Source organism: Pseudooceanicola aestuarii, assembly GCF_010614805.1.
In the GTDB taxonomy this organism is placed as follows: domain Bacteria; phylum Pseudomonadota; class Alphaproteobacteria; order Rhodobacterales; family Rhodobacteraceae; genus Pseudooceanicola; species Pseudooceanicola aestuarii.
This window is the reverse complement of record NZ_JAAFZC010000001.1, coordinates 1,155,115-1,171,211: the sequence shown is the minus strand read 5'-3', so window position 1 is coordinate 1,171,211 and position 16,097 is coordinate 1,155,115. Positions and strand designations below refer to the sequence as shown.

The 16,097-nt window shown below is 64.3% G+C and carries 12 protein-coding genes; 6 read left to right on the top strand and 6 right to left on the bottom strand.

All coding sequences use genetic code 11. The features are described 5' to 3' along the window. Complete coding sequence (locus G5A46_RS05445; RefSeq protein ID WP_163848029.1) at window positions 1–606, bottom strand: alpha-ketoglutarate-dependent dioxygenase AlkB family protein; 606 nt, start codon at window positions 604–606, stop codon at window positions 1–3. 238 nt (window positions 607–844) lie between these two features. Between G5A46_RS05445 and dnaK the strand changes: the two genes are divergently transcribed. The 3 genes from dnaK (at window position 845) to radC (ending at window position 4,866) form a co-directional block, all read left to right on the top strand. After that, window positions 845–2,764: a molecular chaperone DnaK gene (gene dnaK / locus G5A46_RS05440; protein ID WP_163848027.1), complete on the top strand. Its 1,920-nt coding sequence runs from the start codon at window positions 845–847 to the stop codon at window positions 2,762–2,764. A gap of 82 nt (window positions 2,765–2,846) precedes the next feature. Further along, entirely contained in the window at window positions 2,847–3,992 is a 1,146-nt protein-coding gene (gene dnaJ, locus G5A46_RS05435; RefSeq protein WP_163848025.1) for a molecular chaperone DnaJ, read from the top strand. 115 nt (window positions 3,993–4,107) lie between these two features. After that, on the top strand, window positions 4,108–4,866 hold the full coding sequence (gene radC / locus G5A46_RS05430) for a RadC family protein (protein ID WP_163848023.1): 759 nt from the start codon (window positions 4,108–4,110) through the stop codon (window positions 4,864–4,866). On the opposite strand, the gene G5A46_RS05425 is transcribed toward radC, so the two are convergent. From G5A46_RS05425 to secA, 3 genes are all read right to left on the bottom strand, one after another. Then, window positions 4,857–6,452, bottom strand: coding sequence for a phosphate ABC transporter substrate-binding/OmpA family protein (locus tag G5A46_RS05425; protein WP_163848020.1), 1,596 nt, complete (start codon window positions 6,450–6,452; stop codon window positions 4,857–4,859). The genes radC and G5A46_RS05425 overlap by 10 nt on opposite strands. Window positions 6,453–6,475: 23 nt before the next feature. Next, window positions 6,476–7,666 carry a hypothetical protein gene (locus G5A46_RS05420; RefSeq protein ID WP_163848018.1) on the bottom strand — a complete coding sequence of 397 codons (1,191 nt, stop codon included), beginning with the start codon at window positions 7,664–7,666 and terminating at the stop codon, window positions 6,476–6,478. Window positions 7,667–7,823: 157 nt separating this feature from the next. Continuing rightward, window positions 7,824–10,535 (bottom strand): preprotein translocase subunit SecA, encoded by a 2,712-nt coding sequence (gene secA / locus G5A46_RS05415; protein WP_163848016.1) that lies wholly within the window; start codon window positions 10,533–10,535, stop codon window positions 7,824–7,826. A gap of 176 nt (window positions 10,536–10,711) precedes the next feature. Between secA and G5A46_RS05410 the strand changes: the two genes are divergently transcribed. Genes G5A46_RS05410 through G5A46_RS05400 form a run of 3 tightly spaced genes read left to right on the top strand, consistent with a single transcriptional unit; the run spans window position 10,712 to window position 13,233 of the window. After that, a complete protein-coding gene (locus tag G5A46_RS05410; protein WP_239520624.1) occupies window positions 10,712–11,608 on the top strand; it encodes a peptidylprolyl isomerase in 897 nt (298 codons plus the stop codon). Window positions 11,609–11,611: 3 nt separating this feature from the next. Beyond that, entirely contained in the window at window positions 11,612–12,838 is a 1,227-nt protein-coding gene (gene argJ, locus G5A46_RS05405) for a bifunctional glutamate N-acetyltransferase/amino-acid acetyltransferase ArgJ (protein ID WP_163848014.1), read from the top strand. After that, window positions 12,835–13,233: a (deoxy)nucleoside triphosphate pyrophosphohydrolase gene (locus G5A46_RS05400; RefSeq protein WP_163848012.1), complete on the top strand. Its 399-nt coding sequence runs from the start codon at window positions 12,835–12,837 to the stop codon at window positions 13,231–13,233. Before argJ ends, G5A46_RS05400 begins: the two co-directional genes overlap by 4 nt. Before the next feature lie 96 nt (window positions 13,234–13,329). Here the strand turns inward: G5A46_RS05400 and G5A46_RS05395 are convergent, their stop codons facing one another. Then, window positions 13,330–13,572, bottom strand: a complete 243-nt coding sequence (locus G5A46_RS05395) for a hypothetical protein (RefSeq protein ID WP_163848010.1) — start codon at window positions 13,570–13,572, stop codon at window positions 13,330–13,332. Between the two features lie 35 nt (window positions 13,573–13,607). Further along, window positions 13,608–16,091: a translation initiation factor IF-2 gene (gene infB / locus G5A46_RS05390; RefSeq protein WP_163848008.1), complete on the bottom strand. Its 2,484-nt coding sequence runs from the start codon at window positions 16,089–16,091 to the stop codon at window positions 13,608–13,610. Between the last annotated feature and the right edge of the window lie 6 nt (window positions 16,092–16,097).

Sequence of the window (16,097 nt, the reverse complement as noted above, 5' to 3'; positions counted from 1 at the left end):
TCAGTCGACCACCCGCAATGTCAGGTTCAACCGCCCGCCGCCGTGCAGCAGGGTGGAGGACCCCGGCCGGATACGGTCCACCCCGTGAAACAGCAGGCGCGCCGGGCCGCCCATCACCGCCACATCGCCGGAATCCAGCCAGACCGATTCAGTCTTTCCGCCGCGTTCGGTGTTGCCGATGCGAAACAGCGCCGATTCCCCCAGCGAGACAGAGACAACGGGCCAGCCGAAATCGGCCTCGTCCCGGTCCTGGTGCAGGCCCATCCGGGCGCCTTCGCGGTAATGGTTGACCAGGCAGCAATCCGGCCGCCGGTCCAGCCCGGTCACTTCGTCCCAGATCCGCAGCACCCGGTCGGGAATCGGCGGCCAGGGCTGGCCGTCCGGGTGCCGCGCCTCGTAGCGATAGCCACGCCGGTCGGTGATCCAGCCATAGCGCCCGGCCGAGGTCATGCGCACCGACATCTCCTTGCCCCATCGGGTCACGGGGGTGACAAACGGCGCGGCACGCACGACCCGGCGCAGATCCTCGACCAGAGCTTCCTGCGCGGGTCGGTCCAGAAAGGCCTTCAGGATCCGCACCCCCCGTATCTCCAATGTCTCCGCCATGTTTTCCGTCTCCCCGCCCGGACCGCCCAGCCGTGCGCGACCTTACGTCCGCACTGCAACGTTTTGCAAAATTTGGCCCGTGGCGGCGCCAACCCGGCTTGCAGCCCCCATGGCCCCTTCTTATATACGCCGAGAACCGTGGCAGACAGACATCTGGCCGCCGCGTCTCGAACGGGTGGCGGATGCCGCAACGGGTCTTCCTCCCGTCACATCGCCTCAATTGGAAGGGATTGAACACATGGGTAAAGTGATCGGTATCGACCTCGGGACCACCAACTCCTGCGTTGCCATCATGGATGGTTCGCAGCCCAAGGTCATCGAAAACTCCGAAGGGGCGCGCACGACGCCCTCCATCGTCGCCTTTACGGATGACGAACGTCTTGTCGGTCAGGCCGCAAAGCGCCAGGCCGTTACGAACCCAAGCAACACCGTCTTTGGTGTCAAACGCCTGATCGGCCGCCGCGCCGACGATGCGGACCTGGCCAAGGACAAGAAGAACCTGCCGTACAACGTGATCAACGGCGGCAACGGTGATGCCTGGGTCGAATCCAAGGGCGAGAAATATTCGCCCAGCCAGATCTCTGCCTTCATCCTCGGCAAGATGAAGGAAACGGCGGAAAGCTACCTGGGCGAAGAGGTGACGCAGGCCGTCATCACCGTCCCCGCCTATTTCAACGACGCCCAGCGTCAGGCCACCAAGGACGCCGGCAAGATCGCCGGGCTGGAAGTGCTGCGGATCATCAACGAACCGACGGCTGCGGCCCTGGCCTATGGCCTGGACAAGGACGAAAGCCAGACGATCGCGGTCTATGACCTCGGCGGCGGCACGTTCGACGTGACCATCCTGGAAATCGACGACGGCCTGTTCGAAGTGAAATCCACCAACGGGGACACGTTCCTGGGCGGTGAAGATTTCGACATGCGGATCGTCAACTACCTGGCCGAGGAGTTCAAGAAAGAGCACTCCGTCGACCTCACCCAGGACAAGATGGCGCTGCAACGTCTGAAAGAAGCGGCGGAGAAGGCCAAGATCGAGCTTTCGTCGTCCTCGCAGACCGAAATCAACCAGCCGTTCATCTCCATGGGGGCCAATGGCCAGCCGCTGCACATGGTCATGAAGCTGACCCGTGCCAAGCTGGAAAGCCTGGTCGGTGACCTGATCAAGGCCTCGCTGAAGCCCTGCCAGGCCGCGCTGAAGGATGCCGGCCTGACCAAGGATGACGTGGACGAGGTGGTCCTGGTCGGTGGCATGACCCGCATGCCCCGCGTGATCGAGGAAGTGACCAAGTTCTTCGGCAAGGAACCCCACCGCGGTGTGAACCCGGACGAGGTCGTCGCCCTGGGCGCCGCCATCCAGGCCGGTGTTCTGCAAGGTGACGTGAAGGATGTCGTCCTGCTGGACGTCACGCCCCTGTCCCTGGGGATCGAAACGCTGGGCGGTGTCTTCACCCGGCTGATCGACCGCAACACCACGATCCCGACGAAGAAGTCGCAAGTCTTCTCCACCGCCGAGGATCACCAGAACGCCGTGACCATCCGGGTCTTCCAGGGGGAGCGGGAAATGGCTGCGGACAACAAGATGCTGGGCCAGTTCAACCTGGAGGACATCCCCCCCGCACCGCGCGGTATGCCGCAGATCGAAGTGACGTTTGACATCGACGCCAACGGCATCGTGTCGGTCGGCGCCAAGGACAAGGCGACCGGCAAGGAGCAGACGATCACGATCCAGGCCTCCGGCGGTCTGTCCGACGCGGACATCGACAAGATGGTCAAGGACGCCGAGGAAAACGCCGAGGCGGACAAGGCCCGCAAGGATCTGGTCGAAGCGACCAACCAGGCGGAGAGCCTCATCCATTCGACCGAAAAGTCGATGGAAGAGCACGGCGACAAGGTCGATCCCACCACGATCGAGGCCATCGAACTGGCCGTTGCCGCCCTGCGGGACGAGCTGGAATCCGGCGATGCGGACAAGATCAAGTCCGGGATTCAGAACGTCACCGAAGCCGCGATGAAGCTGGGCGAGGCCATCTACAAGGCGCAACAGGACGACGGTGAGGAGCAACAGCCCGCCGCCGATACCGCCGCCGGATCGAACTCGGAAGACGACGATATCGTCGACGCCGATTTCGAAGATCTGGACGACGACAAGCGTGCGTAAAAAGGCATAACGGAACCTTCGGGGCCGGTCCTCCTTTCGGGCGGGCCGGCCCTCTGCGTTCCAGAGGAAGGGAAACCCTCTCGTGGCGAAACGCGATTATTACGAGGCTCTCGGCGTATCGAAATCCGCCGATGCCGACGAGCTCAAGAAAGCCTTCCGCAAGAAGGCCAAGGAGCTGCATCCCGACCGCAACAAGGACAACCCCGGCTCGGAAGAGCAGTTCAAGGAAGTCAACGAAGCCTACGAGGTCCTGCGCGACGCCGAGAAGAAGGCCGCCTATGACCGGTTCGGGCATGCGGCCTTCGAAGGCGGAATGGGTGGCGGCGGTGGCCGTCCCGGTGCCGGTGGACAGGGCGATTTCGCCTCGGCCTTCTCGGATGTGTTCGACGATCTTTTCGGCGATTTCATGGGCGGTCGCGGGGGCGGTGGGCGCCAGCGCGCAACCCGTGGCGCCGACCTGCGCTACAACCTGCGGGTCACGCTGGAAGAAGCCTATGGCGGGCTGCAGAAAACCATCAATGTCCCGACTTCGGTGCAATGTACCGCCTGTGACGGTGCCGGTGCCGAAGGGGGTGTCGAACCCACCACCTGCCCCACCTGTTCGGGCATGGGCAAGGTTCGGGCGCAACAGGGATTCTTTACCGTCGAACGCACCTGTCCGACCTGTTCGGGCATGGGTCAGATCATCAAGAACCCCTGCAAGGCCTGCGGTGGCCAGGGCCGTGTGGAGCGGGACCGCTCCCTGTCCGTGAACATCCCCGCCGGCGTCGAAACCGGCACCCGCATCCGCCTGGGTGGCGAGGGGGAGGCCGGGCTGCGCGGCGGCCCTTCGGGCGATCTCTACATCTTCATCGACGTGGCGAAACATCCGCTGTTCGAACGGGATGGCAAGGATCTGTTCTGCCGCGTACCTGTGTCGATGGCCGCTGCGGCCCTCGGTGGCGATATCGAGGTGCCGACGATCGACGGCGGCCGATCCCGCGTGAAGATCCCCGAAGGCAGCCAATCCGGCCGCCAGATGCGCCTGCGTGGCAAGGGCATGCCCGCCCTGCGCGGCGGTCCGGCGGGTGACATGTTCATCGAACTGGCCGCCGAAACCCCGGTTAACCTGACGTCGAAGCAGAAAGAACTGCTGCGCGAATTCGAGGAGCTGTCGGCGGACAACAATCCTGAACGGGAGACATTCTTCAAATCTGTCAAAGGGTTCTGGGATTCCATGAAAGGGTGATGCCCCTGGCGCCTCTCCACATTACCACAGAGCCGGCCCCGAAAAGGGCCGGTTCTTTCGTATCTGGTGAGTGGGATTTAACCTTCTCTAAACTTTCGGCGCGGATGCTGACGGCATGTCCGATCCCGCGTTCCACGAATCCCCGCACCTCTTCTCCGATGACGAGGCCCCCGCCCAGGCGCTGCAATCCGGGGGGCGCCTGCCGTCCTATATCCGCGATCATCGCGCCCGGCTGCGCGACAGGTTCCTGACGGCGGGGGCACATGCGCTGGCGGATTACGAGATGCTGGAACTCATCCTGTTCCGCGCGATCCCTCGCCGCGACGTGAAACCACTGACACGCGCCCTGCTGGACAGTTTTCACGATTTCAACGGCGTGTTGACCGCCCCGCCGGATCGGCTGTCGCGGATCAATGGCGTCGGCCCCGCCGTCATCTGCGAGCTGAAGGTGGTGGAGGCCGCAGCCCAGCGGCTGGCCCGCTCCCGCGTGATCAAACGCGATGTCGTCAGCTCCTGGCAGGCCCTGCTGGACTATTGCCACGCCACCATGGCCCATGGGGAGGTCGAACATTTCCGGGTTCTCTACCTCGACCAGAAGAACAACGTGCTGGCGGACGAGGAACAGGCGCGGGGAACCGTCAATCACGTCCCGGTCTACCCGCGGGAGGTCGTGAAACGTGCCCTGGATCTGAATGCCAGCGCCTTGATCCTGGTGCATAATCACCCGTCAGGCGATCCTTCGCCTTCTCCCGCGGATATCGACATGACGGAACAGATCGAACGCGCCTGCGCGACCATGGGGCTGGTCCTGCATGATCACCTGATCATCGGGCGATCCCGCGAAATCAGCTTTCGCGCCGATGGCTATCTCTGATCTTCCGGCTCTGCTGCGGCGGCATCCTCCCGCAACCAGACCTCCACCCGTCGGTTCGCCTGCCGGCCCCAGGCGCTGTCGTCGCAGGCCATGGGCAGCGCCTCGCCAAAGGACGCAACCTCAAGCGACACCCGTTCCAGCGATCCGTTCACGACACTGGCGCGGATGGCTTCGCGCACGGCCTCCGCCCGTTGAAGAGAGATCCCCCGGTTCAACTCCGCACTGCCCGCCCCGTCGGAGAAACCGATCAGAACCACCCGTTTGCCGTCGAATTCGCCGCTTTCCAGCGCGCTGGCCAGCAATTGCACGTTGGACTGGGATTGCACGTCCAACACCGTTGACCCGGCGCGAAACCGAAATGTCGGTGACAGGCGCTGCATCGGGCCCAACACGCGGACCATGCGCTGCAACTCGGCCAGGCTGGTCTCTGCCCCGGCCTGCCCGATGGCGTTGGCGAACCGCTCCCCCTGGTCGGCGATGGCGATCCGCTCCATCGCCTGGTCGACGAACCCGGCCCGGCGAATCACCAGCTGGGCAGAGGGGCCGGCGACATAGGCCAGAAATTCGCGCGCCAGTTTGGGCAGGCGATATCCCGGCCGGTACAGCAGCACCGGCATGGTCAGGGGGTAATCCTCTGTCTTGGCGGCGCGGCGGGTGGCACCCACCGTGAAGCCGCAGGCGCCGGAGAGCCGGAGGGGCTTGGTTTCGCCCGGCTCGCTTGCCACGGCAAGGCCGATGGCAAAGGGGTCGGTCATCACCGCGTCGATCAGCCCGGCATTGTCACGGTGGCGCGTGGCCGTGTCGCTGGCGACCAGCTTGGCCGGTTGCATCAGAAGATCTTCCGCCGCCTGTCCCGGTCCGCTGTCGGCGTCGCGCAGGTGCACGGCGATGGGGGCGTCCGGGCCGCCCAGATCGCGCCAGTTCACCACCTCTCCGGCAAAGACCCGCGCCAGGTCGGGGACAGAGATCCGAGCAACCGGGTTGTCGGGCGCGACGACCGGCACCAGCGCATCCAGCGCCACGACCAGCGACCGACCGCGCCGCCGCAGATCGCCCAGCCCGGCTTCCTGCGCCAGGGCGTTCTCGTTGGTGCGAACTTCGCGCAGCGCCATGACGATATCGGCGTGATCGGCCAGAAGATCGGCGAAACCTTCGTTGGTGGTGCCGCTGCGAATCACGAATTCTCCGGCCAGACGCCCCTGTTCGGCATGGGTCAGCGTATAGCGCACGACCCCCTGCTCGATGTCCTCGCGCCCGACGGAATAGCCATAGCGCAGGCCAAACCCCTCTACCAATGCCGGCATCAGGACATCGCCCGCCGTCGCAGCGCCGGAAATTTGCAGCCGGGCGACATAACTTTCAAGATCCGGGCACCCCGGGCCAGCGCACAGGACACCGGTACCATCCAGGGTCAGATCTCCGAAATCGGTCTGGACACGGTAGAATTCACCGTCGAAGCCCAGCAGGTTGCCCACGATTTCGACGCTCCCGTCACGGGAGGTCAGCGTGACATCCTGGGCGAAGGCCAAGCCTGCGCTCCATACCAAAAAAAGTGCGGCGATCCTCGCCGCACGCCAAATGTGCATCCAGTGCCCCTTGGGACCGCCCGTCAGTTCCGGGCGATCTTCAGGTCATTCACAATGTTTTTCAACACCAGATACTCTCCCGTCGCGTCGCAATCGGGAACCGTGACTTCCAGATCATGGCTGTCCGCCATTTCCCCACGCAGCACCGACAGGACAGAGGCATCGACAGACCGCCCACAATTGTCGGTTGTCACCTCTGCCTCGATGCTGATCGCGACGGTGCCGTTCGTTTTGGCGGTTGCGGTGGGAAAGGTGTAGACATCGGCCAACATGGGCTCAGGCGCCTCGGGATTGCCCAGACGGGTGATCAGGCCACCCTCGCCGCGCGCGGGGATCGTGATGTCGCGATCAGCGCCCGCATAGACATGTCCGGCACTGTCGTAATCGGCGCCATATTCCAGTGCGTGCAGGCCGAAACCCGCACCGCCCTTCCATTGCAGAACGGTGCGATCGTAAAAGTCGATGGACGGCACTTCGGCGAAGGCCATTACCGTGGTTTCATCAGAGAAGGAGATGAAGAAACCCGCCGATTCAGCCAGCGCGGGCACCGTGACGTTCAGACGTCCCTCGGCATCCGTCACCTCGGTAAACACCAGCCCCTGATGAAGAATTGTCACCCGGTCATCGCCCAGACAGGGGGCTGCGATCTCAAGAGCGACCATCGCTGCGGCGCCTGCGGTGGCCTTGGCGGTGGGCACGCAGGCGGCGTCATTCACAATGGGCGCAGATCCGGCGGCGGGCAGGCTGTCACCCTCGGCAAGGGCCAGGCGCACGGGGTCGGGCATGTCGGGACTGGTGTCATCAGATTTCGGCGCCGATACATTGAGCACATCGCCCATGCCAGGCGCGGTTCCTGCCGACAGGTTGTCCGCCAGATCCGGGCGCGGAGAAGGCGCCTGCGCATCGCGTGACACGGGTGCGTCCTGCGGCGCCGAGCCGGAGACCGGCAAGCTGGCGGAGACGAATTGAGCCCCCTGCGGCGCCGCGGTCACCGCCGCGTCCAGAGACACCGGAGGCTGCGCCAGGTCGACCGCTTCCGCAACCTCAGGCTGCGACGCGTTGTCAGGCTGGAGAGCGGAGGAAACGGGGGCGGGGCCGGAGGATCGAAACATCGACATGGAGCCGACAGCCGTCTGCCCCTGCATCATGTAGCCAACGCCGCCCGCCGTGGCCACGGCGGCGACACCCAATGCGATCTTGCGTACCAGTGACATCGAACCCTCCACGATTCCATCGCGTCGGAGCAGGATATCGCCCGGAAAAAGGGCGCCCATGTGGCACCGGGGGGGAGTCTATGCGACGCCCTTGCCCGCCTATGCGGCGTATTCGGGGAGGGGCCGGGCGTTCAACCGCCCGGCGTGTTGCGCGTGGTCAGACCAGCGCGCCGTGGCAATGCTTGAACTTCTTGCCCGATCCGCAAGGGCAGGATTCGTTGCGCCCCGGATTGCCCCAGGTGGCGGGGTCGTTCTCGTCGAACCCTTCGCGGGCGGCGCCCTGAACGTCGGGATCGGCCTGGCGCGCGGTGCTCTGCTCTTCCAGCGCGGCGCGCTGCGCGGCGGCCTGACGTTGCAGCTGGGCCATCTGGGCCTGCATCTCTTCCTCTGTCGGGGGGCGGATGTTGGACAGGGTCCGGGTCACGTCCTCCCGCAGGCTGTCCAGCATGGACTGGAACAGGGCGAAGGCCTCGTTCTTGTATTCGTTCAGCGGATCGCGCTGCGCATAGCCACGGAAGCCGACGACCGAGCGGAGATGCTCAAGCGTGAGCAGGTGTTCGCGCCATTTGCCATCGATCGTTTGCAGCAGAACCTGCTTTTCGATCATGCGCATGTTCTCGGGGCCGAAGGCGGCTGTCTTGCTGGCCATCAGCTCGTCGCTGGCCTTTTCCAGGCGTTCTGCGATGTCCTCATCGTCCACGCCTTCTTCGTTCGCCCAGTCGGCAACCGGTACATCCAGGCCCAGATGTTCGCGCGCCGCCTGTTGCAGCCCCTCGGTATCCCATTGATCCGCGTAGGTTTTGGGCGGCATATGGGTCTGGATCAGGTCGCCGATGACTTCATAGCGCATGTCCTGCACGATTTCGGACTGGTCCTGCGCTTCCATGATTTCCCGACGCTGGGTAAAGACCAGTTTCCGCTGATCGTTCATAACGTCATCGAATTTCAGCACCTGCTTGCGCTGATCGAAATTGCGCCCCTCGACCTTGGCCTGGGCGCGTTCCAGCGACTTGTTCACCCAGGGGTGAATGATCGCCTCGCCTTCCTTCATCCCCAGCGAGGACAGCACCTTGTCCAGCCGTTCGGAGCCGAAGATGCGCATCAGGTCATCTTCGAGCGACAGGAAGAAGGATGAGCGTCCAGGATCACCCTGACGGCCCGAACGGCCGCGCAGCTGGTTGTCGATGCGACGGCTTTCGTGGCGTTCGGTGGCCAGGACGAACAGGCCTCCGGCCTCCAGCACCTTCTGCTTTTCCTCGGCATGCTGCGCCTCGATCCGGGCGCGCACTTCTTCGGGGTCGGCCTCGGGATCGGTTGACAGGGCCTCGTGCACCTTCATCTCGACGTTGCCGCCCAGCTGGATGTCGGTGCCGCGGCCGGCCATGTTGGTGGCGATGGTGATCGCCCCCAGTTTGCCCGCGTCGGCGACGATCTGGGCCTCTTGTTCATGGTGCCGTGCGTTCAGCACATTATGCGGCAGCTCTGCCGCCGTCAGCAGCTGGGCCAGCGTCTCCGACTTCTCGATGGAGGTGGTGCCGACCAGGACCGGCTGACCCTTGGCATGGGCCTTGGTGATTTCCTTGACGATGGCTTCGTATTTCTCCCGCTGGGTGCGGTAGATGGCGTCATCCTCGTCCAGCCGCGCGATGGGACGGTTGGTCGGCACTTCGACCACGCCCAGGCCGTAGATCTCGGCGAATTCCTCCGCTTCGGTCATGGCGGTGCCGGTCATGCCCGACAATTTGTCATAAAGGCGGAAGTAGTTCTGGAACGTCACCTGCGCCAGGGTCACGTTCTCCGGCTGGATCTGCACGCCTTCCTTGGCCTCGATCGCCTGATGCAGGCCCTCGGACAGGCGGCGGCCGGACATCATGCGGCCGGTGAATTCGTCGATCAGGACCACATCGTCGCCGCGAACGATGTAATGCTGGTCGCGGATGAACAGCTTGTGCGCGCGCAGGCCCTGGTTGACGTGGTGCACGATGGTCGTGCTCTCGGGATCATAGAGGGTCTGCCCCTCTTCAAGCAGCCCGGCCTCGTGAAGCTTCTGTTCCAGGAATTCGTTGCCATCTTCGGTGAAGGTGACAGAGCGCTGTTTCTCGTCGACGCTGAAATGCTCCTCGGTCAGCGAGGGGATCAGCCGGTCGATGGCGATATACAGATCGCTGCGGTCCTGCGCCGGGCCCGAGATGATCAGCGGGGTCCGGGCCTCGTCGATCAGGATCGAATCGACCTCGTCGACGATGGCGAAGTTGTGCCCGCGTTGCAGCATGTCCTTCAGGTCGGACTTCATGTTGTCGCGCAGGTAATCGAAGCCGAGCTCGTTGTTCGTCGCATAAGTGACGTCGGCGCGATAGGCATCGCGCTTCTCCGCCTCGTTCTGGCCGGGGTAGATCACGCCGGTCGTCAGACCCAGGAAGCCAAAGACCTTCCCCATCCATTCGGCATCGCGCCGCGCCAGGTAATCGTTCACCGTGACCACATGCACGCCCTTGCCGGACAGCGCGTTCAGATAGGCCGGGAAGGTCGCAACCAGGGTCTTGCCCTCGCCGGTCTTCATTTCGGAAATATTTCCCTGGTGCAGGAAAATCCCGCCCATCAACTGGGTATCGAAGGCGCGCAGGCCCAGGGCCCGGCGGGCGCCTTCCCGGCAATTGGCGAAGGCTTCGGGCAGGATCGAATCGAGGCTCTCACCCTTCATCGCGCGGCTCGCCAGGACCTCCGTGCGGTCCTTCAGCTCGGCATCGCTCAGCTTCTCGAACTCTGGTTCAAGCGCGTTGATCTTCTCCACGATGGGGCGTGTCGCCTTGATCTTGCGGTCGTTTGGCGTGCCAAACACCTTTTTGGCGAGAGTTCCGATACCCAGCATGTTCGATCCGTTTCCGCTTCTGACATCATCGTGTGTCGGGGGCTGCTTGTGCCGCCGTGCCGCGGATTCTATGAACGTGACCAACAGGCCGCGGGCCCAAGACACCAAGGCGATGTAAGTCCCGCACCTGAGAGTGTCAACGCCGCGCCCCGGCGCGGCCAACCGAAGGATTCCTCATGTTGCACAAGATGACCTGCGCCGCAGTGATGGCGCTTGCCCTCCCGACGCTTGCCTTTGCCCAGGATCAGACCCAATCCCAGACCACGGCAGAGACCGCACCGGCCGAAGACACGGCCCCCGCCGCCAGCGCCGACACCGTGCTGGCCAGCGTCGGCGACACGGACATCACGTTGGGTCACGTCATGCTGGCCCGGGCCGCACTGCCCCAACAATACCAGCAGATCCCGGTGGAGATGCTGCTGCCCGGCATCGTCGACCAGCTGATCCAACAGGTCGTCCTGGCCGAGGCGATGGAGGGCGACACCCCCCGCCGCGTCGAACTGGCGCTGGAGAACGAGCGGCGGTCGCTGATGGCCTCGCAGGCCGTGGCGCAATTCCTGGAAACCCCCATCTCGGATGCGGATGTGCAGGCGGCCTATGACGCCAAGTACGGCGAAACCGAATCCGCGACGGAATACAACGCCTCCCACATCCTGGTGGAAACCGAGGAAGAGGCCAACGCCGTGGTGGAAGCCCTGAACGGCGGCGCGGATTTCGCGGAAACGGCCAAGGAAAAGTCGACCGGCCCCAGCGGCCCCAACGGCGGCGAACTGGGCTGGTTCAGCGCCGGCATGATGGTGGAAGAGTTTGAAAACGCTGTCATGTCCATGGAAAAGGGCGCGATCAGCGATCCGGTCCAGACGCAATTCGGCTGGCATGTCATCACCCTGAACGATAGCCGGGAGAAGGCGGCACCCGCATTGGAAGAGGTCCGCGCAGAGTTGGAAACGACCCTCCAGCAAGAGAAGGTCAAAGCCTATATTGACGGACTCGTCGAAAAGGCGGATGTGGATCGGAGCGCCGTCGAAGGGTTCGACGCGTCGCAACTCAACAACGCTTCGCTGCTGGAGTAATCCATGGTCGCCACCTCCGTCTCGCCCCTCGCCCCCGCATCCTTTCCCGATCTTCCAGTGATCGGAGGGGTCCGATTCGCGGTGGCCGAGGCGGGGGTGAAATACCGCGACCGGCCCGACGTCTGCCTGATCGCGCTGGACGCGGGCACCACGCTGGCCGGGGTTTTCACCCGGTCGGCCACGCGGTCGGCGCCGGTGCTGGATTGCCAGGCCAAGATCGGCATCGCCTCTACCGCACCGGCGGCCATCGTCGTCAATTCGGGCAATTCCAACGCCTTCACCGGCAAGAACGGCGTTGCCTCCACCCGCGCGGTGACCGGCGCTGTGGCCAGCATCCTGGGGATCGAGGAAACGCGCGTCTTTTCCTCTTCCACCGGGGTGATCGGCGAGAAACTGCCCCATGAAAAGATCGTGAACAAGGTCGCGGACCTTGCCGGCGACCTCTCCCCCGAGGGGATGGAGGACGCGGCACGGGCCATCATGACCACCGACACCTTCGCCAAGGGCGCCGCCGCGGATGTCACCATCGGCGGCGCCAAGGTGCGGATCGCCGGGATCGCCAAGGGGTCCGGCATGATCGCGCCGGACATGGCGACGATGCTGGTCTACCTCTTCACCGATGCCGCCGTCGAACAATCCGTGTTGCAGGACATGGTGTCGTCGATCTCCGACCTGACGTTCAACTGCATCACCGTGGACAGCGACACCTCCACCTCCGACACGCTGCTGATGGCCGCCACCGGCGCTTCCGGTATCCGCGTGACCGAGGGGGACACCAATTTCATCGAGGCCCTGCGCGGCGTCATGCTGGACCTGGCCCATCAGGTCGTCCGCGACGGCGAGGGCGCGACCAAGTTCATCGAAATCCACGTGACCGGTGCCGCATCGGATGCAGACGCCCGAACCCACGCGATGTCCATCGCCAATTCACCGCTGGTGAAAACTGCGATCGCGGGGGAAGACGCGAATTGGGGCCGCATCGTCATGGCGATCGGCAAATCCGGTGCCCAGGCGGATCGCGATCTGTTGTCCATCCGGTTTGGCGACGTGACCGTGGCTGAACATGGCTGGGTCGCTCAGGGCTATTCCGAAGACCAGGGTGCCGCCCACATGAAAGGCGACAAAGTCGAGATCGGCGTGGATCTTGGCCTGGGCGGCGGCACTGCCACGGTCTGGACCTGCGACCTGACCCACGGCTACATCGACATCAACGCCGACTATCGCTCGTGAAGGTCGTTCTCGTCTCTGCCGTCGCGTTGATCGACGTCGACGGCCGTGTATTGCTGGCCCAGCGGCCCGAGGGCAAGTCCATGGCGGGCCTCTGGGAATTTCCCGGCGGCAAGGTGGAGCCCGGCGAGACGCCGGAGGCCGCGTTGATCCGCGAATTGCACGAAGAACTGGGCATCGACACCTGGTCCTCCTGTCTGGCGCCGTTGACCTTCGCCTCGCACAGCTACGACGACTTTCACTTGCTGATGCCGCTGTTCGCCTGCCGCAAATGGAACGGAACGCCGCAACCGCAGGAAGGGCAAGTCCTAAAATGGGCACGGGCGCATGAGTTGCGGGATTTCCCCATGCCGCCGGCGGACATCCCCTTGATTCCCCTCCTGCGCGACTGGCTTTAAGCGCCGATTTCCGTCACCTCGGCAAATATAGGTCACGATATCGCCCTTGATTCGCCACATTGCGGTGAGGGCCCGCCGATTCCACCTACAAAATCCCTAAATTAAGGTGTACACATCGAACTCGATATTTGGGGGAATAGTGCCATGCTCAGAACCATCATCCTCGGATCCTGCATTTCCGTTCAGGGTCTCTTCGTGCGGTCCCTGGCCGATGGCCGGATCGAAGTCCGCGTCGGCGACCGCCTGTTCGCCGGCCGTCCAGTCAGCGCATCCGCCGCCGCCTGAACACTCCGGCCGCCAGGCCACACCCATCGCGCACATGAAAAAGGGCAGCCCCATCGGGACTGCCCTTTTTCATGTCTGTCATCCGCAGGTTACAGGGTCCGCGTGACTTCCTGACGCTCGAAGATCTCGATGACGTCGCCGGCGCGCACATCTTCGTAATTCTCGAACGCCATGCCACATTCCTGGCCGGATTGCACTTCGGACACTTCGTCCTTGAACCGTTTCAGCGTCTTCAGCGTCCCTTCGTGGATCACCACGTCGTCACGCAGCAGGCGCACCCCGGCGGACCGGCGGGCGATCCCCTCGGTGACAAGGCACCCGGCGACACGGCCGACGTTGGACACCTTGAACACGTCCTTGATCTGCGCATAGCCGATGAAGTTCTCGCGGATCTCGTTCGACAGCAAGCCGGAGGCCGCCTGTTTCACGTCATCCACCAGATCGTAGATCACCGAGTAGTACCGGATCTCCACGCCTTTCTGGTTCGCGGCATTCCGTGCCGGCGCATTGGCCCGCACGTTGAAGCCGAAGACCGGCGCGCCGGAGGCTTCGGCCAGGCCGATATCGCTTTCGGTGATGGCGCCGACACCGGAGTGCAGGACACGCACGCGCACCTCGTCGTTGCCGATCTTTTCCATCGCCTGAACGATGGCCTCGGCAGAGCCTTGCACATCCGCCTTGACCAGGATCGGAAGCTCGGAGACTTCCTTGTCGTCCTTGGCCTTCTGCATCAGCTGCTCAAGGGTCGTGGCGGCACCTGCGGCGGCACGCTGATCCTTGGCTGCCTGCTGGCGATATTCCGCGATCTCGCGGGCCTGCGCTTCGGTCGCGACGACGTTCAGGACGTCGCCGGCCTCCGGCGTGCCGTTGAGGCCCAGAACCTCCACCGGGACGGAGGGGCCGGCATCCTTCACGCGGGCGCCCTGGTCGTTCTCCATGGCGCGAACCTTGCCCCATTGCTCCCCGACGACGAAGATGTCGCCCTGGCGCAATGTGCCGCGCTGAACCAGAACCGTGGCCACGGGGCCGCGGCCAACGTCCAGCTGCGCCTCGATCACGGCACCTTCGGCAGCGCGATCGGGGTTGGCTTTCAGTTCCAGGATCTCAGCCTGCAAGGCAATGGATTCCAGCAGCTCGTCCAGACCCGCGCCGGTCACGGCGGAGACTTCGACATCCTGCACCTCGCCCGACATCTTCTCGACGATGACTTCGTGCTGCAGCAATCCTGCGCGCACCTTGTCGGGATCGGCGGCGGGACGGTCACATTTGTTGATCGCCACGATCATCGGCACGTTGGCGGCCTTGGCGTGGTTGATGGCCTCGATCGTCTGCGGCATGACCGAATCATCCGCAGCCACCACCAGCACGACGATATCCGTCACCTGTGCCCCGCGCGACCGCATGGAGGTAAAGGCGGCGTGACCCGGCGTATCCAGGAAAGTCAGGACAGCGCCGCCATCGGTTTCCACCTGGTAGGCGCCGATATGCTGGGTGATCCCGCCGGCCTCGCCCGCGACGACCTTGGTCTTGCGGATCGCATCCAGCAGAGAGGTCTTCCCGTGGTCGACGTGGCCCATGATGGTGATTACCGGCGGACGTGCCTTCAGATCGCCTTCGGCATCCTCCACCCGGTGGATAACATCCTCCACGTCGGAGGCGGAGACCCGAACAACCCGGTGGCCGAATTCCTCGATGATGAGTTCGGCAGTGTCGGCATCGACCGTCTGATTCTGCGTGACCATCATGCCCATGTTCATCAGGGACTTGACCACGTCGGCGACGCGTTCCGCCATGCGGTTCGCCAGCTCCCCGACCTGAATGGCCTCGGGCAGTTGCACGTCACGCACGACCTTCTCGCGCTGCTGGGCACCGCCCATGGCCTTCTGACGGGCGCGCTCCTGCTTCCGCTTCATCGCAGCCAGGGATTTCTGACGCCCGCCTTCGCCGCCCGTAAGCGCCTGATTCAGGGTCAGTTTACCGGCACGACGGCCGCCGTCATCCCGGCCACGTCCGCGGTTGCGGTCGTCGCGCTCAGGCTGGGCACGGCCACGGGGCGGCGTCGCCTTGGGGCTGCGCTGCGGCTTGGCGTCGTCCGCTGCGGGCGCCGGCTGGGCAGCTTGCGCTGCGGCACGCTTGGCGTTCTCTTCCTCTTCGCGGCGGCGGCGGTCTTCTTCCTCCGCCTTGGCGCGGGCCTTTTCCTCGGCCTCGCGCTGCTCACGCTCTTTCTGTTCCGCTTCGTCGCGGCGGCGCTGCCGTTCCTGCTCCCGGGCCTTTTCCTCGGCCGCGCGTTGGGCGGCTTCGTCCGCTTCACGGGCCTTGGCGGCCTGCACAGCCTTCAGCCGACGCTCCATCTCTGCGTCGGTGATGCCCGCGGGACGCCGCGAGGGATCGCCCAGAGGGCCGGAACCGCCGCCGGATCTGGAGCCAGCACCCTGCTTGGGCACCACAACCCGCTTGCGCTTCGTCTCCACCACGACGTTCTTGGTGCGCCCGTGGCTGAAGCTCTGCTTCACGTTCCCCGACCGGGGACCGCCACGCACACCCAGAGTTTTCTTGCCGTCGTTGTCGCTCATCTAGCT